Origin of the sequence: Inquilinus sp. KBS0705 (assembly GCA_005938025.2) — a bacterium.
Lineage (GTDB): Bacteria > Bacteroidota > Bacteroidia > Sphingobacteriales > Sphingobacteriaceae > Mucilaginibacter.
The window spans coordinates 1,074,813-1,090,595 of sequence record VCCI02000001.1 but is presented as its reverse complement, the minus strand read 5'-3'; the positions used below and the strand labels follow the sequence as shown (position 1 = coordinate 1,090,595).

Annotated in this window: 11 protein-coding genes and 2 tRNA genes; 6 read left to right on the top strand and 7 right to left on the bottom strand. The window is 43.1% G+C overall.

All coding sequences use genetic code 11. The annotated features are described in order from the left end of the window. The first annotated feature begins 3 nt into the window (after window positions 1–3). Entirely contained in the window at window positions 4–2,466 is a 2,463-nt protein-coding gene (locus FFF34_004840) for a glycoside hydrolase family 95 protein (GenBank protein ID TSD66733.1), read from the top strand. 12 nt (window positions 2,467–2,478) lie between these two features. Here the strand turns inward: FFF34_004840 and arr are convergent, their stop codons facing one another. From arr to hscB, 4 genes are all read right to left on the bottom strand, one after another. After that, window positions 2,479–2,907, bottom strand: coding sequence for an NAD(+)--rifampin ADP-ribosyltransferase (arr, locus tag FFF34_004835; protein ID TSD66732.1), 429 nt, complete (start codon window positions 2,905–2,907; stop codon window positions 2,479–2,481). A gap of 358 nt (window positions 2,908–3,265) precedes the next feature. Next, the gene (locus tag FFF34_004830) at window positions 3,266–4,204 is read right to left on the bottom strand and encodes a hypothetical protein (GenBank protein TSD66731.1); all 939 of its coding nucleotides are present in this window, start codon (window positions 4,202–4,204) and stop codon (window positions 3,266–3,268) included. Window positions 4,205–4,207: 3 nt separating this feature from the next. Continuing rightward, window positions 4,208–4,287: transfer RNA gene (locus tag FFF34_004825), tRNA-Leu, on the bottom strand. A gap of 20 nt (window positions 4,288–4,307) precedes the next feature. Continuing rightward, complete coding sequence (gene hscB / locus FFF34_004820; protein ID TSD66730.1) at window positions 4,308–4,832, bottom strand: Fe-S protein assembly co-chaperone HscB; 525 nt, start codon at window positions 4,830–4,832, stop codon at window positions 4,308–4,310. Between the two features lie 90 nt (window positions 4,833–4,922). Between hscB and FFF34_004815 the strand changes: the two genes are divergently transcribed. From FFF34_004815 to FFF34_004805, 3 genes are all read left to right on the top strand, one after another. Beyond that, entirely contained in the window at window positions 4,923–5,711 is a 789-nt protein-coding gene (locus FFF34_004815) for an ABC transporter substrate-binding protein (protein ID TSD67960.1), read from the top strand. A gap of 83 nt (window positions 5,712–5,794) precedes the next feature. Beyond that, window positions 5,795–5,876: transfer RNA gene (locus FFF34_004810), tRNA-Leu, on the top strand. A gap of 142 nt (window positions 5,877–6,018) precedes the next feature. Beyond that, complete coding sequence (locus tag FFF34_004805; GenBank protein TSD66729.1) at window positions 6,019–7,950, top strand: sulfatase-like hydrolase/transferase; 1,932 nt, start codon at window positions 6,019–6,021, stop codon at window positions 7,948–7,950. On the opposite strand, the gene FFF34_004800 is transcribed toward FFF34_004805, so the two are convergent. Further along, window positions 7,939–9,795, bottom strand: coding sequence for a PAS domain S-box protein (locus FFF34_004800; protein TSD66728.1), 1,857 nt, complete (start codon window positions 9,793–9,795; stop codon window positions 7,939–7,941). The genes FFF34_004805 and FFF34_004800 overlap by 12 nt on opposite strands. A gap of 112 nt (window positions 9,796–9,907) precedes the next feature. Here FFF34_004800 and FFF34_004795 point away from each other — a divergent pair, with 112 nt between their 5' ends. Further along, entirely contained in the window at window positions 9,908–11,758 is a 1,851-nt protein-coding gene (locus FFF34_004795; GenBank protein TSD66727.1) for a CocE/NonD family hydrolase, read from the top strand. A 250-nt stretch (window positions 11,759–12,008) separates the two neighbouring features. On the opposite strand, the gene FFF34_004790 is transcribed toward FFF34_004795, so the two are convergent. Then, window positions 12,009–12,713, bottom strand: a complete 705-nt coding sequence (locus tag FFF34_004790) for a 3'-5' exonuclease (protein TSD66726.1) — start codon at window positions 12,711–12,713, stop codon at window positions 12,009–12,011. 132 nt (window positions 12,714–12,845) lie between these two features. Between FFF34_004790 and FFF34_004785 the strand changes: the two genes are divergently transcribed. Beyond that, entirely contained in the window at window positions 12,846–13,376 is a 531-nt protein-coding gene (locus FFF34_004785) for a dihydrofolate reductase (GenBank protein ID TSD66725.1), read from the top strand. 15 nt (window positions 13,377–13,391) lie between these two features. On the opposite strand, the gene pbpC is transcribed toward FFF34_004785, so the two are convergent. Continuing rightward, window positions 13,392–15,773, bottom strand: a complete 2,382-nt coding sequence (pbpC, locus tag FFF34_004780) for a penicillin-binding protein 1C (protein TSD66724.1) — start codon at window positions 15,771–15,773, stop codon at window positions 13,392–13,394. Window positions 15,774–15,783 lie beyond the last annotated feature (10 nt).

Below are 15,783 nucleotides of genomic sequence, written 5' to 3'. Positions count from 1 at the left end.
GCCATGAAAATTAGATACGTTTGCTGCTTTTTGGTAGCAACATTCGCCAACGCTATTGCCTTTGCGCAGGAAACAAGCATTCCAACAAACATAGATCAGCATTCCTTTGACCCTTCGGCAATGATATGGTTGGGTACCCCGGCTACAAAATGGAACGACGCTATACCGGTCGGCAATGGCCGATTAGGCGGCATGATATTCGGCGGCGTTACACAAGAGCACATACAACTAAACGAAGATACTTATTGGACAGGCGGGCCATACTCCTCTGTTGTAAAGGGTGGCTTTAAATATCTGCCCGAGGTACAAGACCTTGTATTTAAGGGCAAAATGCAGGAAGCGCAAGCCCTGTTTGGCCGCAAATTAATGGGTTACCCTGTCGAGCAGCAAAAATACCAGTCGCTTGCTGATTTGATGTTGTTTTTTAAGCCGATGGACAACGTAAGCGGCTATAAACGCTGGCTGGACCTTGAGGCCGGCGTTGCAGGTGTACAATTTACAAGTAATGGTGTTACTTATAAAAGAGAAATATTTTCGTCGGTACCTAACCAGGTTATCGCCTTAAGGCTAACCGCCAGCAAACCGGGTAGTATAACGTTCAAAGCAAGTTTAAGAGGGGTACGCAACCAGCAACATTCTGATTATGCTACCGATTATTTCCGGATGGATGGCATTGATGATAACGGCCTAATATTAACAGGTAAATCTGCTGATTATTTGGGCGTAGAGGGCAAGCTAAGATACGAGGCCCAATTAAAAGCGATACCCGAAGGCGGCACCATGAAAAGGAACAATGCGGAGTTGGTTATAGATAATGCCGATGCGGTTACCTTGTATTTTACCGCTGCCACCAATTTTGTAAATTACAAGGATGTAAGCGCAGATCAGCATCAGCGGGTAGAAAGTTATTTAAACGGTATAAATGGCAAAACCTATCAAACCATAAAAAGTGATGCCGTAGCAGATTACCAGAAGCTATACAAGCGGGTTAGCCTGCATTTGCCTGCTACCGCAAACGCCTGGCTGCCTACGGATAAACGCCTGGCAAATGCACTTACCGTACCCGACCCGCAATTGGCCGCATTGGCTTACCAGTTTGGCCGCTATGTATTAATTTCTTCCTCGCGGCCGGGCACGCAGCCTGCCAATTTACAGGGGATATGGAACAATGATATGAACCCATGGTGGGACTCGAAATATACCACCAATATTAATACACAAATGAACTACTGGCCGGTAGAATCGGCAAATCTATCCGAGTGTGCGGAGCCACTAATACAATTAATAAGGGATGTAACTGACCAGGGCACGCAGTTAGCTAAAGAAAACTATAATAGCCGCGGCTGGGTTTTACACCAAAATACCGACCTGTGGCGGGTGGCGGCACCGATGGATGGGCCAACCTGGGGCACCTTTACCACGGGCGGCGCATGGCTTTGCGACGAGCTTTGGGAACACTATTTATACACCGGTGATAAACAATACCTAAAAGATATATATCCGGTTATAAAAGGTTCAGTAGATTTTTTTATGGACTTTTTGGTAATGGACCCCAAGGGCAAATGGTTGGTGACCAATCCATCCATGTCGCCGGAGAATTTTACAGGTAACCCCGGCAATGGGCCTTACTTTGACGAAACAACCGGAAGCATGATTCCGGGTACCACTATTTGCGCGGGTTCGTCTATAGATATGCAGATCATCACTAACCTGTTCACCAATTATTTGAATGCAGCAAAGGTTTTAAATAAGGATGCCGATTATGCAAAAAAAGTTTCAGCAGCAAAAAGCAAGTTAAGGCCGCAACTGATTGGGGCAAACGGCGAACTGCAGGAGTGGACGGAAGACTGGCCACAGCTTGAAAAACAACACAGGCATGTTTCGCCACTTTATGGCTTATACCCGGGTAATGTATTTTCTGTTAAAAACACCCCCCAATTTATAGAACCTATAAAGGCGGTTTTAAACCAGCGGGGAGATAACTCTGCCAAAGGGTGGACCAGGGCATGGAAAATAGCGCTATGGGCAAGGTTACGCGATGGCGACAGGGCAAATGCAATATTGAAAGGTTATTTTACAGAGGCATGGCCGCAGCTGTTTACCGGCGGGGGCGGCACTGTAATGCAGGTTGATGGCACACTTGGCGTTACTGCCGCTATAAACGAATTGCTGGTACAATCAAACAACGGCGTTATAGACTTACTGCCGGCTTTGCCGGGTGAATGGACCGAAGGTGAATTTAACGGCGTTTGCACAGCCGGAGCCTTTGAGCTGGATATAAAATGGCAGCAAAGTAAAATTACTGCGGTTAAGGTATTATCAAAGCAAGGGCAGCTATGCCATATCAATACAGGCGGCAAGCCTGTAATAACCTACAACGGTAAAAAAATAAAATACAGTACACAGCAAGACGGAAGCCTGCAATTTGAAACACAAAAGGGAGGCGTTTATGTGCTTACTATGTAAACGATAAAATAATTAGTCTTCAATAGCTTCTATTCCAAGTGCTTTAATGCGTGCAACATTATCTTTCATTTCCTTTAGCTGTTCAGGTGAATGCCCCTGCCAATGGGTAATTTCGCCGATGATCAAAAGAGGATCGCGGGTGCGATAGGATTTGGTTGGGTTGCCCGGGAACTTTTTATCTGTTAAGTTTGGGTCATCCTCGATGGGGCCTGTGGGCTGCACTATATAAATTCTTTCCGGCCCGTCACCTAAAGCAAGTTCAGCTCCCCAAATGGCAGCATCCATTGTTGCGGTCAGGTATACAAACAAGGCCTTTTTCTGCTTCCCGTAGTTAGAAGTAAAGCCCGGCGAAAGTAAGTCGCCGGGCTTTAGCCGGGCCTTTGTACCGTGAAAGAATTGCTGTGTATTTACTTCTTTTTCTGTTTCTATTGGTCTACTCATAGCTGTTTTTCTATTGGTATACCATCAAAAATAGATGATGTAAAACACTTAAAACGTGTTTATTAACTATATTTTTTAAAACGCAATAAGAGATTTGGATCAGCGTTATGTTTACAACGAACCGGGAATTTACTATCAAGAACTATCCTTAGATGCACTGAAATGTTTAGCCACTCTATTTGACGATTGAGGCCGATTTGAATTATCTAACCCGTTTTTGATTGAACTATCAATACATTATCATAAATCTCAAAATGAAAAATTGCGTTACCTATCGAATACAAAATTTTGTTGTATCCAATTCTACGCTTCTTGAAAAGTAATGGGATTTTATGACCAATTTAAGTTATGAATTGAGTTACCAAGTAATGTTTCCTGCATCATCAATCGCTCCAACTTTAGTACATACCCCGTTAATTTGGTTATTGTAAAATTTTGTAATTGACCATTCCTCGACAGTTACGCACTTTATAATGGATGGATTTTTTAGCGCGATATTATAGCCAGCAAACCCACTTGAAATAGCCCCATAGCCTATGCCATCTACATCCAGTAAGGAAAAACAAAAGGCTGCTATTACATTAGTAACGTTATAAAAGCCAGGCTTCTTTGGCATTTTAAATCTTGAATTAAAGAAATCCAATAAATGTGTTGCTGATTCACGAGGAATCGCATCCCAACTCTGTAAGTATTCTTTTGGGCGACTATGTACAAAAGATATATCTTTAAAATCAGGATCAGTGCCGTCTACGAAATTAACTAATCGTAATTCTGATTGGCATTCCCAACAACCAATTGTAATTTGATAGTAACCAGGTCCATAATCTTGAAGTACCTCAAAAGCCGCTGTTTTTTTACTATTTGATCCGTAAAATATAGGGATGCTTAACGGATTTGCTCTGCCTTGTGTAATTTCCGTCAATTTTACTCCAATTAATCTCACGTTATCAGCCTGATTAAATTTATTATCATGTAAGCGTGCGCGGCATGTTGGCCCAGCAAGATGCACCGCTGTAATTGGTAAACCATCACCGCTTTTTATACGAAGAGCATCCTCAAATAAAGTATAAAGTTCTAAAAATGGCAATTCACTGCTTTTTTTCTCAAGCAAGTCTAAGGCAATCAGTATTTGAGCAGGATTTTGTAAATAATCAGGGATTATAATTTCTTCCATATTTAAATATATCAAATACTGATAGCATGAAAAAAATAAATAACAAATAGTGTATGTAAAACTGTATGTATATAAATAAAAAAGGCCGTAAGTACTTGACTTACAGCCTTTACACATTTTCATGTGTACCCAGCGCCGGAGTCGAACCGGCACGGTTTCCCACAGGTGTTTGAGACCAGCGCGTCTACCAATTCCGCCAGCTGGGCATGCTAAGCAAATAGTTTGCTTATAAGCGGGCTGCAAATGTATTTAAACTCTCTTTAATCCGCAACAGATATTTTTGCCTGAAGTAAATATTTGCAATATCATTTAAGCGGCTTTCCTTTGCGGTATCGTCTAATTGCTCATAATCCTGCGTTAATGCGGCCAGTTCTTCGTCTATATCGCTCTCAATGGCAAGCACTTCCGCCGTAATATCGGCCAGTTGCTGGGCGCTTTCAATTTCCATCAGGCGCTCATTAATATCCATCATTTCCATTAAAAAATCTGCCGGTAATTGTGGTTTTGCACCATCATTTAGCAAATTATGGCTTTGTAATATATAGGCCAGGCGCTTATTTGGCTCGCTTAGGGTTTGATAAGCCTTATTATTCAGGGTAGATAGTTCTAATATCTCCTGCTGTTTTTCATCATCCTCGTTGGCAAAAAAATCGGGGTGGTACTGCTTGCTTAAAACATAAAACTGCTTTTTAAGCGCCGCCACATCCGGGTTAAACGTTTCGGGAATGCCGTAAAATTCAAAATAATTCATCAGTGCAAAAATACTAAAATTTGATGGCTGCCTGTTTATAGGCCATACTTAATTAACTTTGTTATGACAGGTTACAGGCCTGCTGCTATTATGCCACAATTTTACGATCAGTTAAACCGGGTGGTGAATATACCGCATCAACCCAAACGGATTATATCAATAGTACCGTCGCAAACCGAGCTATTGTTTTACCTGGAGTTGGATGAGCAAGTGACGGGTGTTACTAATTTTTGCATACACCCGACAACAGGTGTGGCTAATAAAGCCAAAATAGGGGGTACCAAGCAATTAAATATGAATGCTATACATCAACTGAACCCCGACCTGATAATTGCTAATAAAGAAGAAAACGAGCAAAGGCAGGTGGAAGAACTTATGCAGCATTACCCCGTTTGGATAAGTGATATAAACGACCTGCCCACGGCGCTGGATATGATAACTAAAGTAGGGGATATCACCAGTACAAAAGAAAAGGCTGATAAACTTGTTACCCAAATATCCGCGGAGTTTGAGTTATTAAAACCAGCAGAACCAAAATTAAACGTAGCTTACCTTATTTGGCGCAAACCTTATATGGCTGCAGGCAGCGATACTTTTATTAATAGCATGCTGCAATTATGCGGGCTTAAAAACGCTGTTACTGCAAACCGCTACCCGCAGGTTACCTTACAGCAGCTTGCTGATGCCCATTTAGATGTGTTGCTGCTATCGTCAGAACCATATCCATTTGCCCAAAAGCATGTAGATGAATTGCAAAGCCTATTGCCACAAACTAAAATTATATTGGTTGATGGCGAGCTGTTTTCGTGGTATGGGAGCCGGTTATTGCAAGCTCCGGCTTATTTTAATGCCCTAATAAGTAAATTAAAAGCAATGTAATGAGGCAGATAAGTAAAAAGTAAAAATTGAGTTTTAAAGTTTGGCATTTTAAGCTATCTTTGCCAACTCTAAAAAACCAAAACGCGGAAGTGGCGTAATTGGTAGCCGCACCAGACTTAGGATCTGGCGCCGCGAGGCGTGGGGGTTCGAGTCCCTTCTTCCGCACATTAGTTTAAAGCCGTTAACTGCATAAGTTAGCGGCTTTTTTTGTTAACCTAAATAAAGCATTTACCTAACACTGACTTAACAATTAATTCTTTTTAGTAACATTGATTTTTTTATGTGCTAAGGCATTTAAACTAAATTGATGGACACCAAATTCAGACTAAACGAGTATAAAGTACTTTTGTACAGGTTGCTGCTGGCTTACCTGTTTTATTTTATCAGTCGTGTTTTATTTTTTGCCTTTAACACCCATCTTTTAGCCGTAGACGGCATTTGGGCGCTTTTAGAACTTTGCTACTACGGGTTGGCGTTTGATACCACAGCATTGCTGTACATAAATAGCCTGTTTATATTATTAAGCATACTGCCCTTTACCATTAACACCCGGCGCGGTTATCAAAAAGGCATAACCATTTTATACTTTGTTACCAATCTGTTAGCCTACTTTACCAACTTTATAGATATTATTTACTACCGTTTTACGCAGGTACGCACCACCAAAGCCGCTTTAGACCTGCTGGATAACGAGAATAACAAAAAAGTACTTTTTATACACTTTGCGGCCACGTATTGGTATGTGCTGGTCATTTTTATCATCTGTTGTGCCGCCTGGGTATGGCTGTATTTAAAGGTGAAGGTTAAACCCATACCTGCAAAACCAACCGTAGCCTATTTTTCATTTTCGCTGGTAGCATTGTTGGTAACGGTAACTTTGATGATAGGCGGTATACGTGGTGATTTCAGGCACAGCACCCGCCCTATAAACATGGTTGATGCCTATAAACATGTAACTATACCCAACCAGGGCGATATTGTGCTAAACACGCCGTTTGCCATATTCCGCACCCTTAAGGCTAATAACTTTAAGCTGGAAACATTTACCAACGATGCCTATATTAATGCCAACATAAAGCCCGTAAAGCAATACAAAAGCAGCCCCGCCGCTAAACCCAATGTGGTTATTATTATACTGGAGAGCATGGCCCGCGAGTATTGGGGCAGCATGAACCGCGGCGTTAACATACCCGGTTTTAAATCGTACACGCCGTTTTTAGATTCGCTGTCTGATAGCAGCCTTATTTTTACCAATGCTTATGCCAACGGCAGGCAATCCATTCATGCCATGTCGTCGGTTTTGGCGGGTATACCATCGTTTCAAACGGCTTTTACATCATCCCCCTATGCTAAACAGAGGATACAGTCCATCGTTTCGGTATGCGATAGCATGGGTTACCAAACATCCTTTTTCCACGGTGCCGAAAATGGCTCGATGGGTTTTGAAGGGTTTGCCAATGTATTAGGCTTTAAAAACTACTACGGTAAAAACGAATATAATAACGATAAGGATTTTGACGGCGTTTGGGGTATTTGGGACGAGCCATTCTTCCAATTTATGGGTAAAACCCTTGGCAAGCAAAAGCAACCCTTTATGGCTACTTTGTTCAGCCTGTCCTCTCACGATCCTTTTCAGATACCTGCTAAATATGCATCGCGGTTTAAGGGCGGGCCGCTGCCTATTAATAAATGCGTGCAATACTCAGATAATGCCTTGCGGCAGTTTTTTAACTATGCTAAAACACAACCATGGTATAACAACACCATTTTTGTGATAACTGCCGACCATACCAGCCAAACCTATTACCCCGAATACAGCAAACCCATTAACCGCTTTGCGGTACCCATATTGTTTTACAGCGCCAATAAGGCTTATGCACTGAAGGGTGTGCGTACCGATCTGGCATCGCAAATGGATATATACCCTTCGGTAGTTAGCTTAATAGGTTATAACAAACCCATCAGATCGTGGGGGCGAAGCCTGGTAAGTAACTTACCTACCGAAACCCCAAGGGTTATCAATTCACCCGGTACTACTTATCAGTTTATGCAGGGCAACTATATTTATGTATTTGATGGTAAAGACATAAACGGCATTTATATGGCCGATGATAAGGGTTTGCAAAAAAACCTGATAAGCGGCAAACACAACCCAGAAATGCAAAAAGGTATGATGGATTGCAAGGCGTTTATACAAGATTATAACGACAGGATAGTGAACAAAAAGTTAAACCTTTAAATAAACCTTAAAGGTAGTCCCCTGGCCTGATTGGCTTTCTACTTCAATTTTTCCGCCAAATGCTTCTACCTGGTTTTTGGTTATAAACAGGCCCATTCCTTTAGCATCGGGATTGCCATTAAAGGTTTTATACATGCCAAACAGGTCTTCACCGTTCTTTTTCAAATCTATGCCTATACCATTATCTGTTACGGCAAAGCCAAACCTGCCGCCCGGCTCGTTAAAGTATTTTACAATGATTGTTGGCACACTACCCGGCGAACGGTATTTAATAGCATTAGTTAATAAATTCAGTACGATGCTCTCTAAATAAGCGGGATTATAAGTCAACACCACATCAGGAGGAATAAGGATGTCAATTTTAACTTTATACGCTTTTATATCCTTATCTAATAATTCAATTCCCTTTTTAAAATAGGTGTACAGATTAATTTGGGAAGTTTGAATATCCATATTGTTTTGAATAGATACTACTTCATTTAAATTAGCGATAGTATCATTCAACTGCTCCGATACCTTATATAGATGGGCCGACAGCTCATCCTTTTCCTGCTGATTGGTAAGCGGGTCGTTTATTACGTCCATTATCATTTTAAAATTACTGGCATGGGTACGCAGGTTGTGCGATACGATGTACGCAAAGTTAAGCAGGCGGTTATTTTGCCCGCTTACCATGTCCAGCGTTTCTTTTAGTTGCTCTTCTTTCAGCTTTTGATCGGTAATATCGGTATGCGTGCCAATGATACGCGCAGGCTTGTTATCATCATCATACTCCATTACCTTGCCCCGGTCCAATATCCACTTATAGGTATTATCTTTACATAACACCCGGTGCTGGTTACTGTATATATCCGTTTCGCCCCGTATTAGAGCATTTACATCGTCAATATATTTTTGCTTGTCGGCAGGGTGTACACGGCTTGTCCAGTCGCCCATTACACTGCCAAAGTTCTCGTTCTCCATACCGATCATTCGCAAACATTGCTTCGAATGAAATATAGTGCGGTTTTTCAGGTCGAGGTCCCACAAACCGCCGCCGGTACCTTCTGATGCAAAACTCCACCTGCGCTCACTTTCAATAAGTGCTCTTACGGCAGATTTCTGTTCGGTAATATCTTTTATCTGCGATACAAAGTATAAAGGCTTACCCTGGCCATCAAGCACCAGCGATACATTCAATACAATCCAGATGATCTTTCCATCTTTTTTGTAGTACCGCTTTTCCATTTGGTAGGTACTTATTTCGCCCGTTAGTGTTTTATGCAACAGGGTAAGGTCAGCTTCAAGGTCATCAGGGTGGGTTAACTCCTGGAACGATGTGCTCAAAAGGTCTTCCTGTGTATACCCCAGCATTTCGCAAATACTTTTGTTAACCTTTAAAAACCTGCCGGTAGTTGATACCAGCACTATGCCAATAGGCGAATACTCAAACGCGTATCTAAATGTTTCTTCGCTTATTTGCAGACTTTGTTCTATACTCTTTTTATCGGTAACATCAATATGGCAACCAACCATACGGCTTGGCTTATCATTAACCCACTCAATTATTTTTCCCTTAGCATTTATCCATATTATGGTACCATCTTTATGCTTACACCTTATATCAATGTTAAATAACCCACTTGTAGGCTGGCTCAAATACGTTTTTATATACGCATCAATACGCTCCTTGTCTTCCGGCACAATAAGTTTGGTCCAGGTATCGGTGGCGTTTGGTAGCTCGGAGTCGCTGTAGCCAAACAAGGCTTTAATTTTTAGACTTAAAAAAATCCTGTCTTCTTGTATATGCCAATCCCAATAACCGGCAAGTGTTTCTTCAAGAATAACCCTGTAAACGTTCTCCATCAATGAGTAGTAGTTGTAATAATAAGATTACGTAAATTACAACAAATAGTTAAGCCATAAAAGCAAACAATAATTTGGATTAGATATATTTACCCTTACTTAAACTAACCGAATGAAAAAAGCTTTACTATTCATTGCTATATTTTTTCCCGCTATAACTTTCGCTCAAAATGCCGACTCCACCTGGTTTGTAAATAACTACGTTAAAAAGGAAGTAAGCATACCCATGCGCGATGGTGCAAAGCTGTTTACATCCATTTACATGCCTAAAGATAGGTCGGAGAAGCACCCGATACTGATTACGCGCACACCATATTCCTGCGCCCCATATGGCGAAAAATACCGTGCTTACTGGCGCAGCTTTATGTTTGCCTACTTAAAAGAAGGCTATATATTGGTTACACAAGATATACGTGGCCGATGGATGAGCGAAGGCCTGTTTGAAGTAGTGCATCCGTTTAACCCCAACAAAAAAACCAAAAAAGATGTAGACGAGGCCAGCGACACATACGATAGTATTGATTGGATGGTAAAAAACCTGGATAACAATAATGGCAAGGTAGGGGTAACGGGCATTTCTTTCCCGGGTTTTTATGCTACGGAAGCTGCCCTAAGCGGCCATCCGGCATTAAAGGCGGTTAGTCCGCAAGCACCGGTAACCGATAGGTTTATGGGCGATGACGACCACCACAACGGTGTATTGTTCCTGATGGATGCCTTTGATTTTCATGTGGGCTATGGCTTTAGTCAGCCGCGGCCTGCGCCAACCATGCAGCCTGCCAAAACTTATGAAATGCAAGGGCCCGATAACTACGCGGCCTATTTAAAAATGGGCGCTTTGCCAAACTTTACCAAAGTAAGCGGCGACAGCCTTAAGTTTTGGAGCGATATGATGAACCACCCCAACCTGGATGCCTGGTGGAAAGCCCGCGATGCACGCAGCGGTATTAAAAATGTAAAACCTGCCATGCTGATTGTTGGCGGCTTGTTTGATGCCGAAGACGGTTACGGTGCATGGAATACTTACCAGGCATTGGTTAAACAAAGCCCTGCAACTAAAAGCACTTTTGTAATGGGGCCCTGGTACCATGGGCAATGGGCCAGTAAAGACGGCACGCATTTAGGCAATATCAATTTTGGCAGTAACACCGCCAATTGGTATACCGAAAATATCGAGATACCATTTTTCAATTATTATTTAAAAGGTAAAGGCAACATCGACTCGATAAGCAAAGCAACGATGTTTTTTTCGGGCGAGAACCTGTGGCGCGAGTTTAAGCAATGGCCGCCTGCTGATGTTACTGAAACGCCTGTTTATATACAAGATGGTAATAAACTATCATTCAATCAGATACAGAATATAAGAGCGAGTTTTGATACCTACATAAGCGACCCGGCCAAGCCGGTGCCTTATGCCGAAAATGTACACTTTAACCGTACGCGCGAATATATGACCGACGACCAGCGCTTTGCTGCCCGCAGGCCCGATGTTTTAGTTTACGAAACCGACACGCTTGCCAACGACCTCACTTTGGCAGGCCCGGTAGTTGCCGACCTGCTGGTGAGCATATCAAACACAGATGCCGATTTTGTGGTGAAGCTGATAGATGTATTGCCCGATACTTTGGGCCGCAACCCCGTTACCAAATACCCAATGGGTGGTTACCAAATGCTGGTACGCGGCGATATTATGCGCGGCAGGTACCGCAACAGTTTTGAAAAACCAGAGGCATTTGTACCCAACCAAACCGCGCAGGTAAAATTTACCATGCCCGATGTGGCGCACACCTTTAAAAAAGGCCACCGCTTGATGGTACAGATACAAAGCAGCTGGTTCCCCCTGGCCGACCGTAACCCGCAGCAGTTTATTGATATTTACCACGCTAAAGACAGCGACTTTGTAAAAGAAACTATCAACATTTATCACAATCAATCCAAAATAATACTGCCTGTATTGAAGTAGAGAAGGGCGTTGTTTCCCTCAGGGTCCCTTTCAGGAGACCCTGAGGGAACAGATAAATTGCTTCTTCAGTAACATCGTCATCCTGAACTTGTTTCAGGATCTCACAGGACGGTAATTAGCATGCTTTAGACCGTTCTGATGGTGAACTTTGCATATGGGATGCCGATCCGCCAGCCGGCGAACGGCAAGACTGTTTTTTTAGATCCGTGGTCTTTAGCAACAATATTAATAAATCGGGACGAGTGCCTTATTACACTATAGTTACGCAATCATCCGCAATCAAATCTTCACCGCGGTAGCGGCGTATGAGTTGGGCGGTAGCTATTACATCTTTTTGGCAATAGGTGCAAATACGTTCAAGGGCGTTTTCAACCCAGTATACATGGCCAACCTGGCTGCCGTCTATATCATCTTTTGATGTTGGTATATCAAATATGGCAGTAAGCAGGCTTAGCGAAGTGTAATTTTTAAAATCGCCAAATCGCCATAATTCCATAGTATCTAAATGGGGTATTTCCCAGGGTTTTTTACCGGTTATTTGTAAATGCGGCGGAAACTGCACCCGATTGATGAGCATACGTCGGCATATATACGGCAGATCAAATTCCTTACCATTATGGGCGCACAGTATCATGCTTAAAGGCTGGCCGCTCAGCATCCGTGCAAAATCTTCCAGCAGTTGCTTTTCATCATGCCCAGCAAACGATTTTACCCTTAAGCCAGGGCGCTTGCCGTTAGTAAATATACCTACCGATATACATACTATCTTACCAAACTCGGCCCAAATGCCCGCGCGTTCGTAAAACTCTTCGGGTGTTTCGTCTTTGCGCTGGTATTGCGTTTTTTGAGCCCAAAGTTGTTGCAGGTGTTCGGGTACCTGGTCGTGGCTGCTGTATTGCGGCACAGTTTCAATATCTAAAACCATCAGGTTGCTTAGGTCGTATTGTTCAAGCATAGCACTAAGTTAAAAAGGAATTTAGGATAAATTTCATTTTTTGTATATATCTATTCTTAGTAAATTTAAAGCTGATGAATTAATGCAATAAATTACAAAATAATGGAAAGTACGTTTAAACTAACTATCCATATGGTGTCGAGCCTCGATGGAATTATTGCTAAAGAAGATAATAGCGTTTCATGGTTCAATACTCGTGACGAGTATGAGAAAGGCGTTACGCTAACCAATGAAGAGATAGCTGTTTTCCTGAAAACTATTGATTGTTACATCATGGGGTCGCGCACATATGAACATGCGCTTGAACTTTCAAAATCGTATGGCTGGGCTTATGGAGACATCCCTACCATTGTTTTAACGAATAGGGAATTACCGGTTGAAAGAGAAAATATTACGTTTTACTCGGGCGACTTAAATAGTCTGGTGAATGAGCGGTTAAAGCCTGTCTATAAAAATGTTTGGATGGTAGGCGGCCCAATGTTGGCTAATGAACTGGTCAGCTTAAAACTCGCAGACGAAATAAGATTATCAGTAATGCCAATTATATTGGGTAGCGGCACCCTTTTTTTCGAAAAGACCGGAATTGAGCAACTGTTGCACTTAAAAGACGTTACAGCTTACAAAAATGGTGTGGTAGAATTGCACTATGAAATAAAAAAGTAATTCGTTCAACCCAAACTATTTATCCTTATCTAATACTTCAAAATTTATTTGCAGCGTGTTGCCCTGCCCGTCTACCAGGGTAAGTTGATGCATGCCCGGTACGGGATTCAATGCCATCTGATGAAAGGCATCGCTCTCGCCAATGTACTTATCATCAAGGTGCCAGAATATTTTGGCACCGGGCAACCGGTGTGCAGCATTACAAATAACACGCCCGCGTTTGCCGTCGGCTTCAAGCGGTACATATACCTTGGCACCATCTTTTGGGTAAATCAATTCCATAGGGTTAGCTTCGGCTTGGTCGCAACCGGGCGCAAAAGGCGGCAGGGTGTGGTATTGGTAATTTTTCGTTTTGTAATAATACTCTACCGATGGTTGTAGCACAAACCAATTTTTGTTCAGTATCTTATCGGGCGGTACACAATTACCCGTTACCTGGTATTTACCATCGGCCGATAGGTGTACCAGCTTGTGCCATGGGCAGGCGATAGCCTTTAGGCCCGTTTTAGGTACCCATTGCTCAACAATATTATCACAATACTGCCCGGCGCGGTAGCCGCTCTCTTTACATATATTTATCTTAACCATTTCGCCAGTAGGCATATCAAACCACTCGCGGGCCGCAGGCAATAGCCTGAATATCTCGAATAATACCGGCGCAGCGGTATTTATGCCGGTTAACCCCGGCCGGCCCTCGCCATCGGTATTACCCACCCAAACACCAACCACATATTTAGGCGTAATACCAATGGCCCATCCATCCCTAAAACCAAAGCTGGTGCCGGTTTTCCAGGCAATACGCTGGGTCGAGCTAAATTGCTGCCAAAGCATTTCCTCGCCAGGGCGCATTACCTCTTCCATGGCCTGCAACGTATAAAATATCGATCCGGCATCCAGCAGGCCATTTTTATCACTGGCTTTTTCCTTTGGCAGCGATAGCGTATAAACCGGCTGGTGGTAATCATTAGTACTATACTTAGTGGTTTTATTATAATGATTTAGCACCCTTGCCAAATCGGCATAAGCCCCTGTAAGTTCCCACAAGGTATTTTCGCCGCCACCCAATATCAGCGATAGGCCGTAATGGTCGGCAGGCTGTTTCAGGGTGGTAATGCCTATCTTTCTCAGCATATCGTAAAAGCGTTCGTATTTATATTGCTGCAGCATTTTAACCGCCGGTACATTTAACGATCGCGATAAGGCGTTTGATGCCGGTACAGCACCATCGTACCCCAAATCAAAGTTTTCGGGATGGTAGCCGGCTATTTGAGTAGGCACATCAGGTATAAGGCTGTTTGGTAATATTAAACCATCGTGCAGCATGCTGGCATATAGTAGCGGTTTAAGCGTGCTGCCGGGGCTGCGCGGCGCGTTCACCACATCTACATCACTTTCCATTTCGGGGTCTTCACGATGGGCTATATTGCCGCTATAGGCCAGCGTGGCGCCTGTTTCTACATCAAGCACTACGGCTGCAATGTTGTTAATATCGTTAGCCTTTAAAACCTGGTGGTGCTTTTCTATTATATCGGCCACCTGTTGCTGCAGGTTGCTTTTTATAGTGGTTCTTATGCGGGTGATGTCCTGTTTTTTGTTTTGATAATCAGCTTTAAAGCGTTGCAGGAGGTGAGGGGCCATTTGGGGCAAGGGCATGGGCTTTTCGGGCACAGGCTCAAATTCGGCCAGTTTTGCCGTGGTGCTATCTATAATTCCCTGTTTGTATAAACGCCTAAGCAGCAGGTTGCGTTTTTTTAACAGGATAAGCCTGTTTTTACCAGGGTGCACCAGCGATGGCGAATTAGGCAATACGGCCAGCGCGGCCATTTCGCCCCAGGATAGTTTATCGGGGCTGCGGCCAAAATATCGCCACGATGCGGCATCTAAGCCTATCACATTACTGCCAAAAGGGGCGTTGCTGGCATAAAGGGCCAATATTTCGGCCTTGCTGTAACCCAACTCTAAACGCATGGCCATAAATATTTCGCCGATTTTATTGCGGATAGTACGATTATGATGTGTAGCCAAACGTATTACCTGCATGGTGAGTGTACTACCGCCGCTGGTTACTTTTTTTGAGCGGATATTTTGCCTGATGGCCCTGCCAAACGCCAGCGGGTCGAAACCGGGGTGGTGCTCAAAGCGCTTATCTTCAAAGGCAATTATACATTGTTTAAACTTTTGGGGCACATTAGCATTATAAGGGAAGCGCCACTGCCCGTCGGTAGCGATGGATGCGCCTAACAATTGCCCGGCATCATCGTCGATAACAAAGGAAGTGGGGCTGCTAAACAGCGGTTTGGGCAGGCAAAGGGCAAACCATAGCACTAAGGCAAGTAAAATAGCCGTTATAATGATTACTTTTGGCCTTTTTAAGTGCTGTTTTATACCGAATTGCATTAATGGGCTG